We start from the raw sequence: 20,706 nt of genomic DNA, 5'->3' as shown, positions 1-20,706 counted from the left end.
GAGGAGTTCGTCATGTTCCAGCGTATCGCCTTCAGTGCCGGCGTGGCCGGGCTGCTCGCCGCTCTGTTGCTGAGCATCTTGCAAAGCGTCTGGATGACGCCGCTCATCCTCCAGGCGGAAACCTACGAGGTCCAGACCGAAGCCCCGGCCACGGCCGAGCATCAGGATCATGGCGAGGAAGAAGCCTGGGCCCCGGCAGATGGCTGGCCGCGCACCCTGTCGACCTTCGGCGGTAACCTGGTGGTGGCCGTGGGTTTCGGCCTGGTGCTCGCCGGCCTGCTCAACCTGCGCGCGCCGAACCGGACCTACCAGGGCTTGCTGTGGGGGCTGGCCGGCTACGCCACCTTCTGCCTCGCGCCGAGCCTGGGTCTGCCACCGGAGCTACCAGGCACGGCCGCGGCGGACCTCACCCTGCGCCAGGCTTGGTGGATAGGCACCGCGGGCGCTACCGCGGCCGCCCTCGCCCTGCTGGCGTTCGCCCGCCACCCAGGCTTCAAGATCGCCGCTCTGGGCCTGCTGGTCATTCCCCACTTGCTGGGAGCGCCCCAGCCGGTCGCGCATGAGAGCCTGGCACCACAAGAACTGCAACGGCACTTCCAGATCGCCGTGCTGGTGAGCAACCTGCCTTTCTGGCTATTGCTAGGCCTGGCGTGCAGCTGGCTGTTCTGCCGTCAGGAGCCGCAAGGCTGATGGCGCTGGTCCTGGGCCTAGGTTGCCGTCGAGATTGTTCGGTGGAGGAGCTTGCCGAGCTGGCGCAAGAGGTGCTGCAGGAAGCCGGCTGCGACCGCGCCGCCCTGACCGCCTTGGCGACGGTGGCCAGTCGACTCGAAGAACGCGGACTGCGCGCCCTCGCCCAACGCTGGCAGCTGCCTTTACAGGGCTTTCCCGCTGAACGCCTGGCGCAAGAACGCGGCATAACCTCAGCCAGCAAGCCGGTGTTGCAGCATGTTGGCAGCTCCAGTGTCGCCGAAGCCGCGGCCCTGGTTGCGGCCGGTGAAGGCGCCCGCCTGTTGGTGAGCAAACGCAAGAGCGCGGCGGCAACGGCAGCCTTGGCCTACGCCTGAGACGCCGCTTGCGCTTCGGCGTCGCTGACCCGGGCGCGGACATGGATGGGGCTGAAGGGCTCGTTCTGTACCAGTTCCACCAGGGCTTCCTTGACCAGCTCGAGGATCGCCATGAAGGTCACCACCACGCCAAGGCGCCCCTCATCCAAGGTGAACAGTGCCACGAAGGGCACGAAGGCACCATCCTTGAGGCGCTCCAGCACCTGACTCATGCGCTCGCGGGTGGACAGGACCTCGCGTGTCACCTGGTGACTCTCGAACAGATCGGCCCGGCGCAGGACCTCACCCATGGCCAGCAGCAACTCGCCCAGCTCCACCTCGGGCAACAGCTTGCGCGCCCGTGCCTCGGGCGCCGGCAAGGTGGGCACCACGAAGTTGCGGCCCTCCCGCGGCAGATCATCGAGCTCCTCGGCGGCCTTCTTGAAGCGCTCGTACTCCTGCAGGCGGCGGATCAGTTCGGCACGGGGATCCTCCTCCTCGGCTTCCAGGCCTTCGGCGCGCGGCAACAGCATGCGCGACTTGATCTCCGCCAGCATGGCGGCCATCAGCAGGTACTCGGCCGCCAACTCCAGCTGCACCGCCTTCATCAGCTCGACATAGCTCATGTACTGCCGGGTGATCTCGGCGACCGGGATGTCGAGGATATTGATGTTCTGCTTGCGGATCAGATAGAGCAGCAGGTCGAGCGGCCCTTCGAAAGCTTCGAGAAAGACCTCCAGCGCATCCGGCGGGATATAGAGGTCCTGGGGCAGTTCGGTGAAGGCCTCGCCATAGACCAGCGCCAGACGCAGCTGCTCGGGTTCGAGCAGCTGGGGATCCAGGGCTTCGCTCATGCTTCGATCATGAAGGGCGTCGGATCCCCGGCACCGACCCTGATCACTTCCGGCTCGTCGGCGGCCAGGCTGATGACGGTCGATGGCTGCAAGCCTCCCGGTCCGCCTTCGATCACCAGATCGACGAAGTGCTCAAGACGCTCGCGGATCTCCCGGGCATCGCCCAGGGCTTCGTCATCCCCCGGCAGGATCAGGCTCACGCTCATCAAGGGTTCGCCCAGCGCCTCCAACAGCGCCAGGGTGATGGGATGCTGGGGCACCCGTACGCCAATGGTGCGCCGCTTGGGGTGCAGCAGCATGCGCGGCACCTCGCGCGTGGCGTTGAGGATGAAGGTGTAGGGGCCGGGGGTATAGGCCTTGAGCAGCCGGAAGGCGCTGGTATCCACCTTGGCATAGATGCCCAGCTCGGAGAGATCGCAGCACACCAGGGTGAAGTTGTGCTTGTCGTCGAGCTGGCGGATGCGGCGGATGCGCTCCACGGCGCTCTTCTCGCCGATACGGCAGCCCAGCGCATAGGACGAATCGGTGGGATAGGCGATGACGCCACCGGACTGGATGACTTCCACGGCCTGACGAATCAGCCGCGGCTGGGGATTCTGCGGATGAATCTCGATGAACTGGCTCATTGGGGTTCCCGATTCTGAGGGTACAGCGGTTGACTGAAGCGCGCCCAGAGGGGCGGCAGATCTTCGGGCAACGGACGGTACATGCCCAGGTCCGACCAGTCGGCCGGCGCATGGAAATCGCTGCCCGCACTCACCATCAGACCGAATTCCCGCGCCAGAATTGCCAGGGTGCCGACCTGCTCGGCCGGCTGCACGCCATTGACCACCTCGATGGCGTGGCCGCCGCCGGTGACGAATTCCCCGATCAGCTTGCGCAGCTTGGTGCGGGTGAAGCCATAGGCCAGCGGATGGGCCAGACTGATCCATGCCTTGGCGCCCTTCAGGGTCGCCAGGGTCTCGGCCAGGGTCGGCCAGTGCTGCTTGACGTCGCCGAGCTTGCCGCCGCCCAGCCACTTGCGAAAAGCCTCGCCACGGTCCTCGACAAAGCCCGCCTGCACCAGGTATTCGGCGAAATGCGGCCGGGCCGGCGCATTGCGACTGTCGCCCAGGGCCAGCTGCACCGCCCGGGCGCCGTCCAGGGTGCCGGGCATGCCCTTGGCCGCCAGCCGCCGGTCGATTTCCCGAGCGCGTTCCCAGCGCCCCTCGTGCAGGGCTTCCAGCGCGGCGTTCAACTCAGGCGCCTCGGGGTCGAAGTTGTAGCCCAGCACATGCAGGGTCGCGCCGCCCCAGGTGCAGGACATCTCGATCCCGGAGAGCAGGCGCAGCCCCAGGCCATCCGCGGCTGCCAGGGCTTCGGCATAGCCATCCAGGGTGTCGTGGTCGGTGATGGCCAGCAGTTGCACCCCGCGCTCATGGGCGCGTCTGACCACCTCGGCGGGCGCGAAGGCGCCGTCCGACGCGGTGGTATGACAGTGCAGGTCGATACGCATGGCTTTCTCCTCCAGCTTCATCAGGTATTATGCCGCGATGCACTGCTATCGGCTGCGTTAATGAAACAATTCATCGATTTCATCCCCCTGCTCCTGTTCTTCCTGGTCTACAAGCTCGATCCGCGTCCGGTGGAGTTCGCCGGGCACTCCTTTACCCTGGGCGGCATCTTCAGTGCCACCGCGGTCCTGATCATCGCCTCCCTGGTGGTCTACGGCGCGATCTTTGCGACCCAGCGCCGGCTGGAAAAGAGTCAGTGGCTGACGCTGATCGCCTGTTTGGTGTTCGGTGGCATGACCCTGGCGTTCCATAGCGAGACCTTCCTGAAGTGGAAAGCGCCGGTGGTGAACTGGCTGTTCGCCCTGGCCTTCCTGGGCAGCCAGTTCATCGGCGACAAGCCGCTGATCCAGCGCATGCTGGGCCACGCGGTGCGACTGCCGGCCCCGATCTGGACGCGGCTGAACATCGCCTGGATCATCTTCTTCATCGTCTGCGGCTGCGCGAATCTCTACGTGGCCTTCACCTACGAAAGCTTCTGGGTCGACTTCAAGGTCTTTGGCAGTCTGGCGATGACCCTGGTATTCATGCTCGGTCAGGGCCTCTATCTGGCGCGCCATCTGCAACCCATGGATGAACCGCGAGACTGATCCCATGAGTCAGATACTGCTGATCGACGACGACCAGGAACTGTGCGACCTGCTCGGTGCCTGGCTGAAACAGGAAGGCTTCGAGGTCACCGCCTGTCATGCCGGCAGCGACGCGCGCATCCAGTTGCGCGAGGCGACACCGGACGTGGTGGTGCTGGACGTGATGCTGCCTGACGGCAGTGGCCTGGAATTGCTCAAGCAGCTGCGCAGCGATCATCCGCAACTGCCCGTGCTGATGCTGTCGGGACGGGGAGAACCGCTCGACCGGATCCTCGGCCTGGAGCTGGGTGCCGATGACTACCTGGCCAAGCCCTGCGATCCGCGCGAACTCACCGCCCGCCTCCGAGCCATCCTCAGACGCAGTCATCCGGCCCAGCCCGCGGCCCGCCTGCAGCTGGGCGACCTGTCGCTGAGTCTGGCGCGCGGCGTCGCCAACATCGGCGAAACCGAGATCACCCTGACCCTCACCGAGAGTCGCATCCTCGAAGCCCTGCTGCGCCAGCCGGGCGATCCCCTGGAAAAGCAGGCCCTGGCCCAGGCGGCCCTGGGCCGCAAGCTGACCCTCTACGATCGCAGCCTGGACATGCATGTCAGCAATCTGCGCCGCAAGCTCGGCAGCCATGCCGACGGTCGTCCGCGCATCCTGGCGCTGCGGGGCCGCGGCTACTACTACAGCGTCTAGCCCACCGCGCAGCCTTTACCCCCTCTTTACGCCCGCTGACCGCCACTGACTCCCCCGCTCCTAGACTGGGCTCATCCGGTGTTGCACCGGTCATCCCAAGGAGATTTCTCGATGCGCAAACTCATGCCCGCCGTGCTGTTCGCCGCCCTGCTGCCGACCCTGACCCTGGCCGCTACCCAGGACAGCACCGACATCACCCCGCCGCCCCACGGCAAGCTGATGGATGGCGGTCCGCGTGGCGACGGCCCCCTGCGCGGTCTCAAGCTGACCCCCGAGCAACGCGAGCAGGTCGGCAAGCTGATGGGCGAGGAACGCCAGCAGCAGCGCGAGATCGTCAAGAGCTACCTCGACAAGCTGCCCGAGGATCAACGCAAGGCTCTGCACGATCAGCTAGATGGCAATCGCGACAAGACCCGCCAGTCCATTCGCGCCCTGCTCAAGCCCGATCAGCAGAAGCGCTTCGACGAAATGGAGAAGAAGCGTGAGGATCGCACCAAGGAGTGGGCCGAGTTCCAGCAGTGGAAGCAGGACCACAAGTCCTCCTGATCCCCGATCGCTGCGCCGATGGTCCTCGGCGCAGCGTCTGACTAAGAATCTGCCCAAAGTCTCGCGAGCTAGAGACAAACAAGGCCTAGGCGGCCCCACGAAAATGCCTAAGGAAGCGGATCGGACCCGCGCTCGGGTTTATAAGTGGTAAATGAGCATTCGGACGGGGCTGGCCTTCCAGGGCATTTTCAACGCCGTTTGGCCGACGCGCAGCAGACTTTGAGCAGCTTCTAAGGCGACTGCATGGTTTTTCGTTCTCTCTTCTGGCGCATCTTCGCCACCTTCTGGCTGGCCATCCTGTCCGCGGTCGGCCTGACCATGCTGCTCGGCCACCTGGCCGATCAGGATTCCTGGATCCTCGCGCAGCATCCCGGCCTGCGCGACCTCCCCGAACAGTGGGTGCAACGTTATGAAAACGAAGGTCCCGCCGCCGCTCAAGGCCTACTCGAACAGCGCAAGGGCCGCTATGGCATCGATGTGCTGGTGCTGGGCGAGAACGGCTCGCCCCTGGTGCGCGGCACCCTGCCACCGCGCATCTTCGACCAGGATCTCGACCAGCCGCAGCGTCAGCAGCGCCCCGGCCCCGGCGCCCGCGACCCCAACCGGCCGTTGCCCTGGCGACGCCTGACCGACGAATACACCAGCCCGAGCGGCCAGACCTACCTGTTCATCTACCACCTGCCCACCCCCGAGCTGGGTGCCTGGCGCCGGCAGAGCCTGTTCTGGCCGGTCGGCATGCTGGCCATCGCCACGGTGGTGCTGACCCTGTTCAGCCTGCTGCTGACCCTCAGCCTGACCCGCCCGCTCAATCATCTAAGGCGTGCGGTCCATGATCTCGGGCAGACCGCCTACCAGCAGGACACCCTCGCCCGCCTCGCCCGCCGCAAGGACGAACTGGGCGTGCTGGCCGAAGACTTCAATCGCATGGGCGCCCATCTGCAGCGCCTGATCGACAGCCAGCGGCAGCTGCTGCGCGACGTGTCCCACGAGCTACGCTCCCCGCTGGCCCGCCTGCGCATCGCCCTGGCGCTGGCCGAACGCTCCGACCCCCATGACCTGGGCAACATGTGGCCGCGCCTGACTCTGGAATGCGACCGCCTGGAAACCCTGATCGGCGAGATCCTCGCCCTGGCGCGTCAGGAAGCGGATCCAGGCCCACCCGAGCAGCTGGAACTGCATCCGCTACTCGAAGGCCTGGTGGACGATGCTCAACTCAGCGCACCCCAGCAGCGGGTGGAACTCGACGTTCCCGCCGCCCTGCGCCTGGACGGCTGGCCGGACGTCCTGGAACGCGCCCTGGACAATCTCCTGCGCAATGCGCTGCGCTTCAATCCGCCCGCCCGCCCCATCGTCATCTCGGCAGCCGCGACCGCCGGCGAGGTACGCATCCAGGTACGTGACCATGGCCCCGGCGTCAAGGCCGACGACCTGCCGCGCCTGGGCGAACCCTTCTTCCGCTCGGACCAGCAGCACGCCACAGGGTACGGCCTGGGGCTGGCCATCGCTCGCCGCGCCGTGGAGCGCCATGGTGGCGAGCTGCACCTGAGCAATCACCCGGACGGCGGCTTTCTCGCCACCGTCACCCTGCCGCTCAGACCGGTGCTGGCCAATGGCTGACCTGAGCGCTCAGATCACGTGGCGCCGGAAGCCGCGGCGCCACCTCGGGCGTGCCCAGGTAGATGTAGCCCACCAGTTGCTCGTCCTCGGTCAGGCCAAGGCCCTGCAGGACCCAGGGATCGTAGCTGAACTCACCGGAGCGCCAGACCGCACCCAGGCCCAGGGCGAAGGCCGCATTGACCAGACCGTGGGCCACGCAACCGGCGGTGATGATCTGCTCCTGAACGGGCACCTTGGGGTGCGCCTGGGGCACGGCGACGACGGCGATCACCAGGGGCGCCCGCAGGGGCATGCGCCGGGCCTTTTCCACGGCCGCGGTATCCGCGTCGGGCTCGCGACGGCGCAAGGCGTCGGCATAGAGCTCGCCAAGCGCCGTGCGACCCTCGCCGGCCACCAGGATCAGCCGCCAGGGGCGCAGCAGCTTGTGGTCCGGCGCCCGGTCCGCGGCGCGCAGCAGGACCTCCAGTTGCTCGGGGGTGGGGCCCGGTTCGGTCAGGCGACCGACCGAGGCGCGATTGCAAAGAGCTTCGAGGGCATCCATAGCGTCTCTCCTGTAAGGATGCCGCAGTGTAACCCAGGGACGACGGCCGAATTTGGCTGTCACAGCAGCGGAATCACTGACATTCTTGGCCGCTACCCGGATGGTCAGCTAAGATCGCGAATGCTAGAAAACCCGGCCGCTTTCATCGTCGCGAACGGAGTTATCCCGACCTCTCGCCTTTCTCGAAACGGACCCGACAGATGAAGTTTGCGCTCAACCGGTTCCTCGCTGCGTCCGGTGACAGCCTGGGCGTCTACTACGCCCGGGTGTTCGCCTATCTGATCGCCGCCGCCAGCGTCACTGCGGGTTACTACACCCAGACCGATGCCGTGGGCCTGTGGTTGATCCCCTATGCCCTGCTCTATCCGCACCTGGCCCAGACCCTGAGCCTCAAGCTCAGACGCGATCGTGGCGCCCAGACCGATATCCTGCTGGCCGCCATAGACGCCATTCACGTCGGCATGGCCGCAGTGGTGTTGCGCTTTCCGCTGATGCCTACCCTGATGCTGCTGTTCATGCTCGGCTACACCAGCATGCTGCGCGGTGGTCCCCGTCTGCTCGGCCTCTGCCTGCTGTTCGCCACCAGTGCCGCGGCGCTGGGCAGTGCCACCTTCTTCCAGGGCGTCGACCTCACCAGCCCGCTACTGGTGGCGGTCACCAGCGTAGTGGGCACCATGCTGCACCTCTGGGGTACCGGCTACTTCCTGCACCGGCAGCGCAAGCGCCTCATCCAGATCAACGACGACCTCAAGCGCGAGCAGGAGAAGTCGGCGATCCTGGCGCATAACTTGGCGAAATACCTCTCGCCCCAGGTCTGGGAATCCATCTTCACGGGCAAGCAGCACATCGCCCTGGGCACCCAGCGCAAGAAGATCACGGTGTTCTTCTCCGACATCAAGGGCTTCACCGAGCTGTCCGAAGAACTCGAGGCCGAAGCCCTCACCGACATGCTCAACAACTACCTCAACGAGATGTCGAAGATCGCCGTGAAGTACGGCGGCACCATCGACAAGTTCGTCGGTGACTGCGTGATGGTGTTCTTTGGCGACGCCAACAGCCAGGGCGCCAAGAAGGACGCCGTGGCCGCGGTCTCCATGGCCATCGCCATGCGCAAGCACATGAAGGTCCTGCGCCAGCAGTGGCGCAGCCAGGGCATCAACAAGCCGCTGGAAATCCGCATGGGCCTGAACACCGGTTACTGCACGGTCGGCAACTTCGGCTCCAGCACGCGCATGGACTACACCATCATCGGTCGCGAAGTGAACCTGGCCAGCCGCCTGGAGAATGCCGCCGATGCCGGCGAGATCCTGATCAGCCACGAGACCTACTCGCTGGTCAAGGAAACCATCATGTGCCGCGACAAGAGCTGGATCACCGTCAAGGGCTTCAGCAAGCCGGTGCAGATCTACCAGGTGGTGGACTTCCGTCGTGACCTGGGCGCCTCCCCCAGCTATGTCGAACACGAACTGCCGGGCTTCTCCATGTACCTGGATACCAACAACATCCAGAACTACGACAAGGAGCGAGTCATCCAGGCGCTGCAACTGGCGGCGGAAAAGTTGAAGGACAAGGTGATCCTCTAACTCCTCCGCCTTTCCTGCAGGCAGAAAAAAGCCCCGGATATCCGGGGCTTTTTCATGGGACCGCGGGAATCAATCCTCGCGATAGCGACGCAGGCGCAGGGCCTTGCCAGCTACACGGGTGTCCTTGAGCTTGGTCAGCAGACGCTCCAGGCCTTCCTCGGGCAGCTCCACCAGGCTGAAGGAGTCACGGATCTGGATGCGGCCGATGGCCTCGCGATCCATGCCGCCTTCGTTGATGATGGCACCCAGCAGGTTCTTGGCGGCAACGCCGTCACGGGCGCCCAGGGCGGTGCGGCAACGCACGCGGCCTTCCGGCAGCGGCTGCATCGGACGACGCTCGCCGCGATCCGGACGCTCGCCGCGCTCAGGGCGGTCGCCCCGCTCAGGACGCTCGCCACGGGGACGTTCGCCACGACCGGCGCCGGGGGTCAGCGGCTGCTCGCGACGCACCGACTCGATATCCAGGGCGCGGCCGCTGGTCAGTTTGGCCAGCAGGGCCGCCGCCAGGGTCGAAGGATCGCACTGCAGACGCTCGCACAGTTCCTGACGCAGGGCGCCGTGAGTGGTGTCGGCATCGGCCAGCAGCGAACCCACGCCATCGGCCAGGCGAGAGATACGGGCTTCCAGCACGGCTTCGGCGTCGGGCAGGCGGATTTCGCCGACGCGCTGACCGGTGACGCGTTCGATGACCTGCAGCATGCGGCGCTCGCGCGGGGTGACCAGCAGCAGCGCGCGGCCTTCACGACCGGCACGACCGGTACGACCGATCCGGTGCACATAGGACTCCGGATCGTAGGGCATGTCCACGTTCAGCACGTGGGTGATACGCGCCACGTCCAGACCGCGGGCGGCCACGTCGGTGGCGACCACGATGTCCAGCGAACCGTCCTTGAGGGATTCGATGGTCTTCTCGCGCTGGGCCTGGGGCATGTCGCCATTCAGGGCGCTGACGCGATAGCCCTGGCGCTCCAGCAGCTCGGCCAGGTCCAGGGTCGCCTGCTTGGTGCGCACGAAGGCGATCAGGGCATCGAAGTTCTCCACTTCCAGCAGGCGCAGCACCGAGGCCGGCTTCTGGTCGGCGTGTACCATCAGGTGCGCCTGCTCGATGCGGGCGACGGTCTGGGTCTTGGCCGCGATGCGGACGTGTTGCGGCTCCTTGAGGTGACGCTCGGCGATGGCGCGGATCGACGGCGGCAGGGTCGCCGAGAACAGCACGGTCTGGCGGGATTCCGGCATGGCTTCGAAGATGAATTCGAGGTCATCCATGAAGCCCAGCTTGAGCATCTCGTCGGCTTCGTCGAGCACCAGGTGCTGGACGGTGGCCAGCAGGTTGTCGTCGCGACGCAGGTGGTCGCACAGACGACCGGGGGTGGCGACCAGCACCTGGGCACCCATGCGCAGGGACTTCAGCTGCGGACCCATGGGCGCGCCGCCGTAGAGGGCCACGACCTTCACGCCGGGCATCTCGGTGGAATAGGTTTCGCAGGCGGTAGCCACCTGCAGGGCCAGTTCACGGGTGGGAACCAGCACCAGAATCTGGGGTTCGCGACGGGACGGGTCGAGCTGCGAGAGCAGCGGCAGAGCGAAGGCTGCGGTCTTGCCGGTACCGGTCTGCGCCTGGCCGATCATGTCGTGGCCGGCGAGGATCACCGGGATGGACTGCGACTGGATGGGCGACGGCTCTTCGTAGCCGACGGCCTTGATGGCGGCGAGGATGGCGGGATTGAGATTGAGCGCAGCGAAATTGCTGATGTCCTGGGTCATTGTCTTGCCTCGTGTGCTTCGCAAAGACCCCAAAGCCAAGAGCTGCGCTTATCCGAATGACCGAAGTCGCCCAGGCAGCCAAGGTGTGAGCTTTTTGCGAAATAAAGATGAAAAAGGGGTGGAGCGTCTAGGATTGTTCGCCGTCGGGCGAACGCACGACCGGCGTAACCATGGCGGCGGACCGGGAAAATGCAGTTCCTGAACGGAAGGTCAAAAAGACCGGGGCGAATAATACCCGAACCCTGGACATTTCTCCAGAGAACCTTGGTCTACTTTTAGGGTCAGGTTGCCGCACGCAGGTTGTTCAGATAGGCCTCCAGATCGAAGCCGATGCGCAGGCTCAGTTCGCGAACGCGCTGCCGTGTGCCAGCCTCGTCCAGCTCCTGCTCCAGGCTCGCCGGTACCAGCAGGATCACGTTGCCCTCCACCACCGGGCACTCCCAGTAATGATGGCGGAACAGCCCGCGCAGCAGCGCCGCGCCCAGCGGCTTGCCGTCGGTGGCGCTCCACTGGTTGATCATCAACCAGCCGCCCGGGTTGAGCTTGGCCTGGCAGTTTTCCAGAAAGCGCCAGGCCAGGTGGGCGCTGGACGGGCCGACATCGGTGTAGAGATCGACAAAGATCAGATCTGCCGGCGCCGCGCTATCGAGCAGCTCCAGGGCATCGCCGATCCGGATCTGCAACCGCGGATCTTCGCCAAGGCCAAGATGCTGCCGCGCCAGGCGCGGCACCGCGGGGCGCAGCTCCAGGGCTTCCACCGCCTCCAGGGGCAGCCACTTGAGGCAGGCCTGAGTCAGGGTGCCGGCGCCCAGGCCGAGAAAGAGCGCCCGCTGCGGCTGCGGGTGGCAGAGCGCGCCCAGCAGCATGGCGCGGTTGTAGTCGTATTCCAGCCAGGCGGGGTCCGTGGTGAAGACACAGCTCTGCTCCACCTCTTCGCCGAATTCAAGGAAGCGATAAGGCCCCACCTCCACCACCCGAATCCGGCCATGGTCGTCGACGACCTCTTCCAGCAACACTTCCGTCTCGACCATCACCACCCTCCTCTATAGCCGCCCATGGTAGCCGCGATGGGCACTGTCTATCGAGAGTTGTCGCTGCTATCGGTTACCATGGAAGGCTTCGTCGCACCACTCAGAGAGAATCATGTCCGCGCCCTGGAGCCCCACCAGCTGGAGAGGCCTGCCCATCCAGCAACAGCCCGAATACCCCGATCAAGCCCGTCTCGCCGATGTCGAGCGCACCCTGGCGGGTTATCCGCCCCTGGTCTTTGCTGGCGAAGCCCGCGAATTGCGCCGACAGTTCGCTGAGGTCACCCAGGGGCGGGCCTTCCTGTTGCAGGGCGGCGATTGCGCGGAAAGCTTCTTCGAATTCTCTGCCGGCAAAATTCGCGACACCTTCAAGGTGCTGCTGCAGATGGCGGTGGTCATGACCTTTGCCGCCGGCTGCCCGGTGGTCAAGGTCGGTCGCATGGCCGGCCAGTTCGCCAAGCCACGCTCTGCGAACGATGAGGTCCAGGATGGCGTCTCCCTGCCAGCCTACCGCGGCGACATCGTCAATGGCATCGACTTCACCGAAGGCAGCCGTGTCCCGGATCCGCAGCGCCTGATCCAGGCCTACAACCAATCCACCGCGACCCTCAACCTGTTGCGCGCCTTCGCCCAGGGTGGGTTCGCCGACCTGCACCAGGTGCATCGCTGGAACCTGGACTTCATCGCCAACTCGGCCCTGGCCGACCGCTATCACCAGTTGGCGGACCGCATCGACGAGACCCTGGCGTTCATGCGCGCCTGCGGCCTGGACACTGCGCCCCAGGTCAAGGAAACCAACTTCTTCACCGCCCACGAGGCGCTGCTGCTCAACTACGAAGAAGCCTTCGTCCGCCGCGACAGCCTGACCGGCGATTGGTACGACTGCTCCGCGCACATGCTCTGGATCGGCGACCGCACCCGTCAGCCCGACGGTGCCCACGTGGAATTCCTGCGTGGCGTGAACAACCCCATCGGCGTCAAGGTCGGCCCTTCCACCACCAGCGAAGACCTGATCCGCCTGATCGACACCCTCAATCCGGAGAACGATCCAGGCCGCCTCAACCTGATCGTGCGCATGGGCGTGGGCAAGGTTGGCGATCACCTGCCGCGGCTGATCCAGACCGTCGAGCGTGAAGGCCGCCAGGTGCTGTGGAGTTCGGACCCCATGCACGGCAACACCATCAAGGCCTCCAGCGGCTACAAGACCCGGGATTTCGCCAGCGTGCTGGGCGAGGTCAAGGAGTTCTTCGGCGTGCACAAGGCCGAGGGCACCTATGCTGGCGGCATCCATATCGAGATGACCGGCCAGAACGTCACCGAGTGCATCGGCGGTGCCCGCCCGGTCACCGAGGACGCCCTCTCCGATCGCTACCACACCCATTGCGATCCGCGCCTGAACGCCGACCAGTCCCTGGAACTGGCCTTCATGATCGCCGAGACGCTCAAGGGCATCCGTCGTTGAGCAGCCTGCGCGGCCTCTAGCGCCGCGCCACTGCCTCCCGCAAGACGTCCGCCGGCCCGTGCAATTGCAGGTCGGCGAGGCCCAGCCAGTCGGCCAGGGCCCATAACTGCCCAGCCAGGGCATCCAGGCCTTCCTCATCCAGCCCCGCCGGCTCCAGGTGCACCGCATGCACTGCCAGGCGCGACTGCGCCCGCTCGGCGCGCAGATCCACCCGCGCGGCCAGCCGCTCTCGGTAGAGAAAGGGCAGCACATAGTAGCCATAGACCCGTTTGGGTGCCGGCGTGTAGATCTCCAGTCGATAGCGGAAACCGAACAACTGCTCGGTGCGCTCGCGCTCCCAGACCAGGGAATCGAAGGGCGACAGCAACGCGGCGGCCTGCACCGGCCGCCCGGGGTTCGGGGTATCCACCACATAGGCTGGCTTCGACCAGCCCTGCACCTGGATCGGCTGCAGACTGCCCTCCTCCTGCAACTCGGCGATACCCTGGCGTGCTTCGGCGGGACTCAGACGGAAGTAGTCGCGCAGCTGGACCTCGCTCGCCACCCCCAGAGCACGGGCGCTGCGCAACAGCAGTGCCCGCCGTGCGGCTTCAGGCGTGGGGGCCGGAGCCGCGAGCAGCGCCGCCGGCAGTACCCGCTCGGGCAGGTCATAGAGCCGCTCGAAACCGCGCCGCCCCGCCACCGTCACCTCGCCGACAGCGAACAGCCACTCCAGCGCCAGCTTGCCCGGACTCCAGTCCCACCAGGGACCGGCCTGCTCGGCACGCTTCGCCAGGCTGCCAGCGCCCAGGGCGCCGCGCTGCACGACCGCTTCCAGGGTCTGGGCGACGACCTGCGGCTGCTCGACGGCGAACCGTGCCAGCTGGCGATAGATGCCGACGCCCTGGCGCGCCTGCTCGCGACGCCAGCGCAACTCGGCCCAGACCTCGGCTGGCACCAGCGAGGCCTCGTGGGCCCAGCACTCATAGAGCTGGCGCTTTCGCCCCCGGCCCCAAGCCAGGGCATCGAAGTCGGCGAAGGCATAGCGGCCGAGACGACTGAACAGCGGTAGATAGTGCGAGCGCACCAGGGCGTTGACCGAGTCGATCTGCAGCACATTCAGGCGCACGGCCTGGCGGTACAGGGCGGCAGCGCCCGCGCCGCCCTTGGGTTGGCTACCGAAGCCCTGGGCGCGCAAGGCCAGGCGTCTGGCCTCGCGCAGGGAAAGGCTTTCCATCCGAACTCCTGATAGCGAGAGGTGATGCTCCACCCTAGCAGGATCGGCGACCGCCCTCCTCTGCCGGCTGCTGCCAGAAGGGCTTGTCAGCCTCCTGCCAGGCATCGGCGCGACTCAGACCCAGGTCGTGCAAGGCACTGTCATCCAGCCGATAGAGCGCACGGCGCTGACGGGAGACCTGCATCGCTCGCTGCAACCAGGCCAGGGCCCGACGCAGGCGGCAGCTGACGTCCAGATATCCACGGGCGCGAGCGAACGAATCATGGTGAGTAGCGAGCCGAGCCATGGTGAAACTCCTTCTCCAGGGGGTATGGCTCAAGTCTGGAAGCTGGCATAACATCAATCCAACGAATCTTTCTGATGCGATCCATTCACCAGGCTGATGCCATGAACTATCCCAGCATAGAGACCGATCTGTTGCGCACCTTTGTCGCCATCGCTGACCAGGGCGGCTTCACCCGTGCCGCCGAGGTGGTCAATCGCACCCAGTCGGCGGTGAGCATGCAAATGCGCAAGCTCGAAGAAGACGTACTGCAGCGGCGGCTGTTCGAGCGGGAGGGCCGCCAGGTACGCCTGACGGCGGAAGGCCAGATCCTGCTGGGCTTCGCCCGGCGGATCCTCAAGCTGCATGGCGAGGTGATGACTACCCTGCGCGAGCCGCACATGGTGGGCACGGTGCGCATCGGCACCCCCGATGACTATGTCATGAGGTTCATTCCGGGCATCCTGGCGGGCTTCGCCAAGGCCTATCCGCTGGTGCAGGTGGATGTCCACTGCGAGACCACCGCGGGCCTGCTGCAACGTCAGGACCTGGATCTGACCATCGTCACCCGCGAACCGGGCAACGAGATCGGCCTGCCCCTGCGTCGCGAGCGCTTCATCTGGGCCGAGGCGCCGGGTTTCGATATCCACCAGCGCGATCCGTTGCCGCTGGCGATGTTCAACACCTCGTGCTTTCTCAGCGAATGGGCCCGACGCGCCCTGGACAGTCGTGGGCGTGGCTATCGCCTGGCCTACAGCAGCCCGAGCCTGGCGGCGCTGCTGGGCATCGTCAAGGCGGGCCTGGCCGTCACCGCGCAATTGGAAAGCCTGTTGCCCAGCGAACTGCGCCGCCTGAGCGAAGCCGAGGGCATGCCCGATCTGCCGGCCTGCTCCATCGAACTGCTGCGCAATCCGCGCAGCGCTTCACCCATCATCGACACTCTCGCCGAGCATATCGCCGAGGGCTTTCGGCAGTAGGACTTGTCTGATAAGTCGCCGAGCGAAGGTGAGGCAAGGCAAGAATCAGCGGGGAAGCGGATCGGACTCGCACTCGAGTTTACAAATGGTAAATGAGCATTCCGACCGAGCTGGCGATCCAGCTGATTTTTAACGCAGGATCACCCATGCGCAGGCAGTTTTCAGACAACGTCTAATCAGCGCAGCGCCAGCAGCACCGCACACAGCAGCAGGAAGCCACAGAACAGCAGCCGCAGCAGGCGCTCTGGCAGCTGGTGCGCCAACTTCACGCCCCAGCTCACGCTGAGCAGCCCACCCAGGGCGAGCGGAATACCCACGCTCCAGTCGACCTCCCCATGCCAGGCGTAGCTGGCCAGGGTGACCCCGGTGGTAGGCAGCGCCATGGCCAGGGACATGCCCTGGGCCGCCACCTGGGTCAGGCCCATGACTCCGGCCAGGATCGGCGTGGCGATCACCGCCCCACCGACACCGAACAGCCCGCCGACCATACCCGCCACCAGCCCCAGCACGCCGAGACCCAGCCGGCTCGGCGTCGTCAGCGGCGGCTGGCCACGACGATAGAGTTGCCAGAGGTTGTAGAGCACCAGCAGGAACAGGAAGCCGACGAAGCCGTGGCGCATCGAGCGGGCATCCAGGGACACCGCCAACGCCGTGCCCACCAGGGCCGACAGCATCCCGGCCGCGGCCAGCAGCCCGGCGCGTTGCCAGTCGATGCGGTTGCGCTGGTTGTACTTGTAGACCGACAGCAGCACGTTGGGCACCACCATCACCAGGGCGGTGCCCTGGGCCAGTTGCTGGTCGAGGCCGAACAGCAGGGCCAGCACCGGAATGGCGATCAAGCCGCCGCCGATGCCGAACAGGCCACCCACCACGCCCAGCAGCGCGCCGAGGACGACATCGATCAACAACGTAAACAGCGATTCCACGATGGCACTATCCAGCAGCGAAGAAAGGTTGAAACAGCGGTCGATCCCGGCAGACACCCAGACAGCAAAAAGCCCGGCAAGCCGGGCTTTCTGTCGAGACGCCTGGATTAGAGCCTGTTCAAAGTCTCGCGAGCTAGAGCCAAACAAGGCGAAAAGGGTTGAGGAAGCGGAGTTTACAAGTAGTAAATGAGCATTCCGAAACCATTTTCAACGCCGTTTGGCCGACGCGCAGCAGACTTTGGATAGGTTCTTAGACCTTGGCGCGCGACTTGTACTCGTTGGTACGGGTGTCGATCTCGATGTGGTCGCCGATATCGCAGAACTCGGAAACCTTCAGCTCGTAGCCATTGTTCAGGCGCGCGGTCTTCATGACCTTGCCCGAGGTGTCGCCGCGAACGGCCGGCTCGGTGTAGGCGATCTGGCGCACGATGGTGGTGGGCAGTTCGATGGAGATGACGCGATCGTTGTAGAACACCGCTTCGCAGACGTCGGTCATGCCGTCTTCGATGAAGGCGATGGCTTCGCCCAGGTCGTCTTTCTCCACTTCGTACTGGTTGTAGTCAGCGTCGACGAAGACGTACAGGGGATCGGCGAAGTAGGAATAGGTCACTTCCTTGCGATCCAGAATCACCGGCTCGAGCTTGTCGTCGGCGCGGAAGACGGTCTCGGTCGCGCTGCCGGAGAGCAGGCTCTTCAGCTTCATCTTGACCACTGCAGCGTTACGGCCGGACTTGTTGTATTCAGCTTTCTGGATGACCCAGGGAGCGTTGTCGATCATGGCCACTTGGCCGGCACGGAACTCTTGTGCGGTTTTCATGCGGTTATCCGTATGGATGGAAGAACGGGATTTCGAGGCGCCATATGATAGCCAATCTGTATGGAAATGCACCAGGCTGGCGGCAAGATCGCTGTGGGAAGCCATCCGATCGCTCCAATCCCGCGCCAGCAGACGCCAGTCCTCGACCTGCGCCTCCAGCGTCGACCAGGCCATCGCCAGGTCGCCGCGACCGTTCCAGGCCAGCCACAGGTCACTGACCGCAGCGCCCAGTTCAGGGGTACCCGAGGCGGCATAGCGCGCCAGAAAGGCCTCGAGCTTGACGAAATGGGCGTCTTCCTCCTGCGGATAGATGTGCCAGACGAAGGGGTGCGCCGCCCACTGGGCACGGACGAAGGAGTCCTCGCCGCGGATGGCATTGAAGTCGCAACACCACAGCAGTCGGTCGTAGTCCTGCTGGGACACGAAGGGCAGCACCTGCACCCGCAGGGCGCCGCGACGGTGGCTGTCGCCGGCCTTGAGCCAGTCGACGCCGAGCCAGGCGGCGACGTTGGCCAGCACCCGGCCCTCCGGTACCAGCAGGCAGGTGGGGCGCGTGCCGGCGCTGAGGGCATCGAGCCAGTCGATCAGCGCCGGGTTCTCGTAGGCGAACAGCGAGAACAGTCGCTCCCCGGGCTGGCGTCGAACGCCCAGCCCAGCCAGAAAGTCGTCCCGGGCCGTGGCCGCCTGGAGGAAGCCGTCACGCTGATCGAGCAGGTCGTGCTCACGCAGCAGTCCGCCCACCTTGGCGGTGAAGCCGGGAAAGAAGAAATACTTGTTCAGCCCGGTGGGTTGCAGCGACGGCAGGGCGTGGCAGCCTTCGATCCATTCCTCCGCGCTCAGGTATTCCAAGTTCAGCCAGAGCGGTCGCTCGGCGCGACGCGCCATGGCCGTGACGAAGCCGTCCGGCAGCTGGCAGGCGAAGGCCTCCACCACCACGTCGCCCGGCTCCGCCGCGGTCCAGTCGGCGTGCCAGCGCCGTACTTCGACGCCGCGGTGCCATTGCTGCTCGGCCGCGCCATCGACCCCCGGCTGGATGCGTGCCAGGGGATAGAGGTCGTCGATCCAGAGGCGGACCTGCTGGTCATGTTCGGCGACCAGCTGATGGGCCAGACGCCAGGTGATACCCGCGTCGCCATAGTTGTCCACCACCGTGCAGAAGATGTCCCAGGCTGCCATGCCATACCTCTAAGTCATTGATATCGAATCGTGTTCTGCGCCCTTGCCAGGCGGTCGCGAGGCGGATTCCAGTGAACCCAATCACACCGCGACCCCAAGCGGGTCGGTAGTATCCGCGCTTTTTCGGACGGATTCTCCATGTCGTTGCGCCCCGCCCTGCTGTTCTGCCTGAGCCTGGCTTCCTTGAGCGCCCTGGCGACCCCCCAGCCGCCTCGCACCTTCAGCGAAGCCAAGGTGGTCGCGGCCAAGGTCTATGCCAAGCAGGGCGTGGATTTCTATTGCGGTTGCCACTACAACGGCAAGACCGTGGACCTCAAGAGCTGTGGCTACGTCCCGCGCAAGAGCGCCCAGCGCGCCAGCCGCATCGAATGGGAACACATCGTGCCGGCCTGGGTGATCGGCCATCAGCGCCAATGCTGGCAGAAAGGCGGCCGCAAGAACTGCACCGCCAACGATCCGGTGTACCAGAAGGCCGAGGCCGATCTCTTCAACCTGGTGCCGGTGGTCGGCGAGGTCAATGGCGATCGCAGCAACTTCGCCTTCGGCTGGCTGCCGCAGAAACCGAGCCAGTACGGTGCCTGCCAGATGGTGGTGGACTTCAAGGCCAAGACCGCCATGCCGCGCCCGGAGATCCGCGGCATGGTGGCGCGCACCTACTTCTACATGAGCGACCGCTATGGTCTGCGCCTGTCCAAGCAGGACCGCCAGCTCTATACCGCCTGGACCAAGCAGTATCCGCCGGAAGCCTGGGAGCGCCAGCGCAACCAACGGCTGGCCTGCATCATGGGGCGTGGCAATCCCTATGTAGGCGAGACCAAGGCCTGCAAGTAAGGCGGTACAGAGCCAGTTCAAAGGCTCTCAGGCTGCGGAGGGGATGCCGCTATGGAATCTCAGCTCGCGGTCGCTGGAGGTGATCAGCTCCACTTCCAGGGCGCGCACCTCGGCGATCTTGGCGTCGACGTCGTCGCGCTCGCCATAGAGATAGGCGAGCTTGAGATAGTCCTGGAAATGCCGGGCCTCGGAGGCCAGCAGGCCGCTGTAGAACTTGCCCAGCTCCGCGTCCAGGTGGGGCGCCACGGCACCGAAGCGCTCACAGGAGCGGCACTCGATGAAGGCGCCGATCACCAGGCTGTCGGTCAGCTTCAGCGGCTCGTGGTTGCGACAGAGCTTGCGCAGGGCGCCGGCATAGCGCGCCGAACTGACATTGCGGTGCTCGATGCCGCGGCGCTTCATGATCTGCAGCACCTGTTCGAAATGGCGCAGCTCTTCGCGGGCGATGCGGGACATCTTCCAGGACAGCTCGGCGCGATTGGAATAGGTGAACAGATAGTGAAAGGCGGCGCCAGCGGCCTTCTTCTCGTTGTTGGCGTGGTCCTGCAGCAGCGTCGGCAGATCCTGCAGCGCGGCCTCGACCCAGGCATCCGGCGTGCGGCAACCGAGGAATTCGTTCATCTCGGGCAAGGACATCAGCGTAATCCCGTGCAAAAGCCGCGCATTATAGAGAAAGGCGCGCGCCTGGGCAGCGCCACTCGCCCGGCAGCACTCAGACGCGGCTGTCGACGCCTTCGAGCAGGAAGCGTGGGGCGATGTAGCGATCGTAGTGGGCTTCGGACAGCAGGAAGAATTCCCGGTCGATGGCGTCACGCAGATCGGCCAGGGGGCGCTCGCGAAACTCCGGCAAGAGGCGCACGCCATAGGCATCCAACTGCTGGATGTGGCGCGCACCGCGGGCCAGCAGCTGGTAGGCCCAGCAGTATTCCGACTGATCCGGCCGGAAGCGGATGCTGCGCTGCTGCAATTGCTGGCGCAAGAGCCCCGGATCGAAGACATCGACCTTGGCCGACACCACCTGCACCAGCAGCAATTCCAGACGCGCCCAGACGGCGCGGCGCTCTTCTTCGCCGTAGAGATTCCAGTTCACCACCTCGTGGTGGAATCTCTTGCAGCCACGGCAGACGTGGTCGCCGAACATCGTCGAGCACAGGCCGACACAGGGCGTCTTGATGACAGGAGCGGGCATGGGCGGCAAGCCTTGGAGCAAAACGCCTAGTCTAGCCGGAAACGTCGACGAC

Annotated in this window: 22 protein-coding genes and 1 pseudogene; 10 read left to right on the top strand and 13 right to left on the bottom strand. The window is 65.4% G+C overall.

Annotation, left to right across the window (positions count from 1 at the left end):
• Positions 1 to 12: 12 nt before the first annotated feature.
• Entirely contained in the window at positions 13 to 690 is a 678-nt protein-coding gene (locus tag C722_RS0110760; protein WP_017640496.1) for a CbtA family protein, read from the top strand.
• Positions 690 to 1,064, top strand: a complete 375-nt coding sequence (locus C722_RS0110755; protein ID WP_017640495.1) for a cobalamin biosynthesis protein — start codon at positions 690 to 692, stop codon at positions 1,062 to 1,064. The genes C722_RS0110760 and C722_RS0110755 overlap by 1 nt, the downstream gene beginning before the upstream one ends.
• Here the strand turns inward: C722_RS0110755 and C722_RS0110750 are convergent.
• The 3 genes from C722_RS0110750 to C722_RS0110740 all read right to left on the bottom strand — a co-directional run bounded on the left by C722_RS0110750 (position 1,055) and on the right by C722_RS0110740 (position 3,392).
• Complete coding sequence (locus tag C722_RS0110750) at positions 1,055 to 1,783, bottom strand: ScpA family protein (protein WP_160922791.1); 729 nt, start codon at positions 1,781 to 1,783, stop codon at positions 1,055 to 1,057. The two genes, C722_RS0110755 and C722_RS0110750, sit on opposite strands and share 10 nt — an antisense overlap.
• Before the next feature lie 110 nt (positions 1,784 to 1,893).
• Positions 1,894 to 2,523, bottom strand: a complete 630-nt coding sequence (locus tag C722_RS0110745) for an L-threonylcarbamoyladenylate synthase (RefSeq protein WP_017640493.1) — start codon at positions 2,521 to 2,523, stop codon at positions 1,894 to 1,896.
• Entirely contained in the window at positions 2,520 to 3,392 is an 873-nt protein-coding gene (locus C722_RS0110740) for a PHP domain-containing protein (protein ID WP_017640492.1), read from the bottom strand. The genes C722_RS0110745 and C722_RS0110740 overlap by 4 nt, the downstream gene beginning before the upstream one ends.
• Positions 3,393 to 3,452: 60 nt before the next feature.
• On the opposite strand from C722_RS0110740, the gene C722_RS0110735 reads away from it, so the two are divergent.
• The 4 genes from C722_RS0110735 to C722_RS0110720 all read left to right on the top strand — a co-directional run bounded on the left by C722_RS0110735 (position 3,453) and on the right by C722_RS0110720 (position 6,882).
• The gene (locus tag C722_RS0110735; RefSeq protein WP_017640491.1) at positions 3,453 to 4,037 is read left to right on the top strand and encodes a septation protein A; all 585 of its coding nucleotides are present in this window, start codon (positions 3,453 to 3,455) and stop codon (positions 4,035 to 4,037) included.
• A 4-nt stretch (positions 4,038 to 4,041) separates the two neighbouring features.
• Entirely contained in the window at positions 4,042 to 4,719 is a 678-nt protein-coding gene (locus C722_RS0110730) for a response regulator transcription factor (RefSeq protein ID WP_017640490.1), read from the top strand.
• Between the two features lie 111 nt (positions 4,720 to 4,830).
• Positions 4,831 to 5,265 (top strand): Spy/CpxP family protein refolding chaperone, encoded by a 435-nt coding sequence (locus tag C722_RS0110725; protein ID WP_017640489.1) that lies wholly within the window; start codon positions 4,831 to 4,833, stop codon positions 5,263 to 5,265.
• A 243-nt stretch (positions 5,266 to 5,508) separates the two neighbouring features.
• Positions 5,509 to 6,882, top strand: coding sequence for a HAMP domain-containing sensor histidine kinase (locus tag C722_RS0110720; RefSeq protein ID WP_017640488.1), 1,374 nt, complete (start codon positions 5,509 to 5,511; stop codon positions 6,880 to 6,882).
• On the opposite strand, the gene C722_RS0110715 is transcribed toward C722_RS0110720, so the two are convergent.
• Positions 6,857 to 7,423, bottom strand: a complete 567-nt coding sequence (locus C722_RS0110715) for a nitroreductase family protein (RefSeq protein ID WP_017640487.1) — start codon at positions 7,421 to 7,423, stop codon at positions 6,857 to 6,859. The two genes, C722_RS0110720 and C722_RS0110715, sit on opposite strands and share 26 nt — an antisense overlap.
• 200 nt (positions 7,424 to 7,623) lie before the next feature.
• Between C722_RS0110715 and C722_RS0110710 the strand changes: the two genes are divergently transcribed.
• The gene (locus C722_RS0110710) at positions 7,624 to 9,006 is read left to right on the top strand and encodes an adenylate/guanylate cyclase domain-containing protein (protein WP_017640486.1); all 1,383 of its coding nucleotides are present in this window, start codon (positions 7,624 to 7,626) and stop codon (positions 9,004 to 9,006) included.
• Between the two features lie 69 nt (positions 9,007 to 9,075).
• Here the strand turns inward: C722_RS0110710 and C722_RS0110705 are convergent, their stop codons facing one another.
• The gene (locus tag C722_RS0110705; RefSeq protein ID WP_017640485.1) at positions 9,076 to 10,770 is read right to left on the bottom strand and encodes a DEAD/DEAH box helicase; all 1,695 of its coding nucleotides are present in this window, start codon (positions 10,768 to 10,770) and stop codon (positions 9,076 to 9,078) included.
• Between the two features lie 281 nt (positions 10,771 to 11,051).
• Positions 11,052 to 11,801 (bottom strand): spermidine synthase, encoded by a 750-nt coding sequence (locus tag C722_RS0110700; protein WP_017640484.1) that lies wholly within the window; start codon positions 11,799 to 11,801, stop codon positions 11,052 to 11,054.
• A gap of 112 nt (positions 11,802 to 11,913) precedes the next feature.
• On the opposite strand from C722_RS0110700, the gene C722_RS0110695 reads away from it, so the two are divergent.
• The gene (locus tag C722_RS0110695) at positions 11,914 to 13,260 is read left to right on the top strand and encodes a class II 3-deoxy-7-phosphoheptulonate synthase (RefSeq protein ID WP_017640483.1); all 1,347 of its coding nucleotides are present in this window, start codon (positions 11,914 to 11,916) and stop codon (positions 13,258 to 13,260) included.
• A gap of 16 nt (positions 13,261 to 13,276) precedes the next feature.
• On the opposite strand, the gene C722_RS0110690 is transcribed toward C722_RS0110695, so the two are convergent.
• Together C722_RS0110690 and C722_RS0110685 are read right to left on the bottom strand one after the other, a co-directional pair.
• On the bottom strand, positions 13,277 to 14,476 hold the full coding sequence (locus C722_RS0110690) for a winged helix-turn-helix domain-containing protein (protein WP_017640482.1): 1,200 nt from the start codon (positions 14,474 to 14,476) through the stop codon (positions 13,277 to 13,279).
• A gap of 34 nt (positions 14,477 to 14,510) precedes the next feature.
• Complete coding sequence (locus tag C722_RS0110685; protein ID WP_017640481.1) at positions 14,511 to 14,762, bottom strand: DUF1127 domain-containing protein; 252 nt, start codon at positions 14,760 to 14,762, stop codon at positions 14,511 to 14,513.
• A 101-nt stretch (positions 14,763 to 14,863) separates the two neighbouring features.
• On the opposite strand from C722_RS0110685, the gene C722_RS0110680 reads away from it, so the two are divergent.
• Positions 14,864 to 15,715, top strand: a complete 852-nt coding sequence (locus C722_RS0110680) for a LysR substrate-binding domain-containing protein (RefSeq protein ID WP_017640480.1) — start codon at positions 14,864 to 14,866, stop codon at positions 15,713 to 15,715.
• A gap of 176 nt (positions 15,716 to 15,891) precedes the next feature.
• Here the strand turns inward: C722_RS0110680 and C722_RS0110675 are convergent, their stop codons facing one another.
• The 3 genes and pseudogenes from C722_RS0110675 to earP form a co-directional block, all read right to left on the bottom strand.
• Positions 15,892 to 16,632 (bottom strand): sulfite exporter TauE/SafE family protein, encoded by a 741-nt coding sequence (locus tag C722_RS0110675; RefSeq protein WP_026083774.1) that lies wholly within the window; start codon positions 16,630 to 16,632, stop codon positions 15,892 to 15,894.
• Between the two features lie 259 nt (positions 16,633 to 16,891).
• A complete protein-coding gene (gene efp / locus C722_RS26430) occupies positions 16,892 to 17,458 on the bottom strand; it encodes an elongation factor P (protein WP_007158497.1) in 567 nt (188 codons plus the stop codon).
• 48 nt (positions 17,459 to 17,506) lie between these two features.
• Positions 17,507 to 18,634, bottom strand: a pseudogene (gene earP / locus C722_RS26425) (elongation factor P maturation arginine rhamnosyltransferase EarP); the annotation flags it as partial.
• Positions 18,635 to 18,772: 138 nt separating this feature from the next.
• Between earP and C722_RS0110665 the strand changes: the two are divergent.
• Entirely contained in the window at positions 18,773 to 19,465 is a 693-nt protein-coding gene (locus C722_RS0110665) for an endonuclease (protein WP_017640477.1), read from the top strand.
• Positions 19,466 to 19,492: 27 nt separating this feature from the next.
• On the opposite strand, the gene C722_RS0110660 is transcribed toward C722_RS0110665, so the two are convergent.
• A complete protein-coding gene (locus tag C722_RS0110660) occupies positions 19,493 to 20,104 on the bottom strand; it encodes a tRNA-(ms[2]io[6]A)-hydroxylase (RefSeq protein WP_160922795.1) in 612 nt (203 codons plus the stop codon).
• A 73-nt stretch (positions 20,105 to 20,177) separates the two neighbouring features.
• The gene (locus tag C722_RS0110655) at positions 20,178 to 20,654 is read right to left on the bottom strand and encodes a DUF1289 domain-containing protein (RefSeq protein ID WP_026083772.1); all 477 of its coding nucleotides are present in this window, start codon (positions 20,652 to 20,654) and stop codon (positions 20,178 to 20,180) included.
• Positions 20,655 to 20,706: the final 52 nt, after the last annotated feature.

It is taken from the genome of Pseudomonas sp. 313, assembly GCF_000316965.1.
Lineage (GTDB): Bacteria > Pseudomonadota > Gammaproteobacteria > Pseudomonadales > Pseudomonadaceae > Chryseomonas > Chryseomonas benzopyrenica.
Note: the sequence above shows the minus strand (reverse complement) of the source record. Positions and strands in the feature narration are given on the sequence as shown.

Bases quoted from the DNA above. Each gene is read 5' to 3' on its own strand.
- C722_RS0110760 (WP_017640496.1), top strand. From the start codon at position 13: ATGTTCCAGCGTATCGCCTTCAGTGCCGGCGTGGCCGGGCTGCTCGCC.
- C722_RS0110755 (WP_017640495.1), top strand. From the start codon at position 690: ATGGCGCTGGTCCTGGGCCTAGGTTGCCGTCGAGATTGTTCGGTGGAG.
- C722_RS0110745 (WP_017640493.1), bottom strand. From the start codon at position 2,523: ATGAGCCAGTTCATCGAGATTCATCCGCAGAATCCCCAGCCGCGGCTG.
- C722_RS0110740 (WP_017640492.1), bottom strand. From the start codon at position 3,392: ATGCGTATCGACCTGCACTGTCATACCACCGCGTCGGACGGCGCCTTC.
- C722_RS0110735 (WP_017640491.1), top strand. From the start codon at position 3,453: ATGAAACAATTCATCGATTTCATCCCCCTGCTCCTGTTCTTCCTGGTC.
- C722_RS0110730 (WP_017640490.1), top strand. From the start codon at position 4,042: ATGAGTCAGATACTGCTGATCGACGACGACCAGGAACTGTGCGACCTG.
- C722_RS0110725 (WP_017640489.1), top strand. From the start codon at position 4,831: ATGCGCAAACTCATGCCCGCCGTGCTGTTCGCCGCCCTGCTGCCGACC.
- C722_RS0110720 (WP_017640488.1), top strand. From the start codon at position 5,509: ATGGTTTTTCGTTCTCTCTTCTGGCGCATCTTCGCCACCTTCTGGCTG.
- C722_RS0110715 (WP_017640487.1), bottom strand. From the start codon at position 7,423: ATGGATGCCCTCGAAGCTCTTTGCAATCGCGCCTCGGTCGGTCGCCTG.
- C722_RS0110710 (WP_017640486.1), top strand. From the start codon at position 7,624: ATGAAGTTTGCGCTCAACCGGTTCCTCGCTGCGTCCGGTGACAGCCTG.
- C722_RS0110705 (WP_017640485.1), bottom strand. From the start codon at position 10,770: ATGACCCAGGACATCAGCAATTTCGCTGCGCTCAATCTCAATCCCGCC.
- C722_RS0110700 (WP_017640484.1), bottom strand. From the start codon at position 11,801: ATGGTCGAGACGGAAGTGTTGCTGGAAGAGGTCGTCGACGACCATGGC.
- C722_RS0110695 (WP_017640483.1), top strand. From the start codon at position 11,914: ATGTCCGCGCCCTGGAGCCCCACCAGCTGGAGAGGCCTGCCCATCCAG.
- C722_RS0110690 (WP_017640482.1), bottom strand. From the start codon at position 14,476: ATGGAAAGCCTTTCCCTGCGCGAGGCCAGACGCCTGGCCTTGCGCGCC.
- C722_RS0110685 (WP_017640481.1), bottom strand. From the start codon at position 14,762: ATGGCTCGGCTCGCTACTCACCATGATTCGTTCGCTCGCGCCCGTGGA.
- C722_RS0110680 (WP_017640480.1), top strand. From the start codon at position 14,864: ATGAACTATCCCAGCATAGAGACCGATCTGTTGCGCACCTTTGTCGCC.
- efp (WP_007158497.1), bottom strand. From the start codon at position 17,458: ATGAAAACCGCACAAGAGTTCCGTGCCGGCCAAGTGGCCATGATCGAC.
- C722_RS0110665 (WP_017640477.1), top strand. From the start codon at position 18,773: ATGTCGTTGCGCCCCGCCCTGCTGTTCTGCCTGAGCCTGGCTTCCTTG.
- C722_RS0110655 (WP_026083772.1), bottom strand. From the start codon at position 20,654: ATGCCCGCTCCTGTCATCAAGACGCCCTGTGTCGGCCTGTGCTCGACG.